This window comes from Clostridioides sp. ZZV14-6154 (assembly GCF_020657785.1).
Taxonomy (GTDB): Bacteria; Bacillota; Clostridia; order Peptostreptococcales; family Peptostreptococcaceae; genus Clostridioides.
On sequence record NZ_JAGWCY010000078.1, the window covers coordinates 1 to 275 of the forward strand.

General features: G+C 34.2%; 1 rRNA gene. It reads left to right on the top strand.

The window, feature by feature from the left end:
• Positions 1-182 precede the first annotated feature (182 nt).
• Positions 183-275 (top strand): 5S ribosomal RNA (gene rrf / locus KGF45_RS19810); the annotation flags it as partial.

A 275-nucleotide genomic window follows, 5' to 3' on the forward strand; every position in this document is an offset into this window, starting at 1 on the left:
AGGTCGAAGGTGTAAGTGCAGCAATGTATTTAGCTTATCGATACTAATAGGTCGAGGACTTGACCAATATTTATTTGATGTTCATTAATTAAAATATATATGTAGTTTTTAGAGTGTTAACTCTAAAGAAACTAGTTTTACTAGTTTCAATAACTTAATAGTAATATTAAGCATAAAGATTATGTGGTTACAATAGCAGAGAGGATACACCTGTTCCCATTCCGAACACAGAAGTTAAGCTCTCTAGCGCTGATGGTACTTGGTGGGAAACTGCC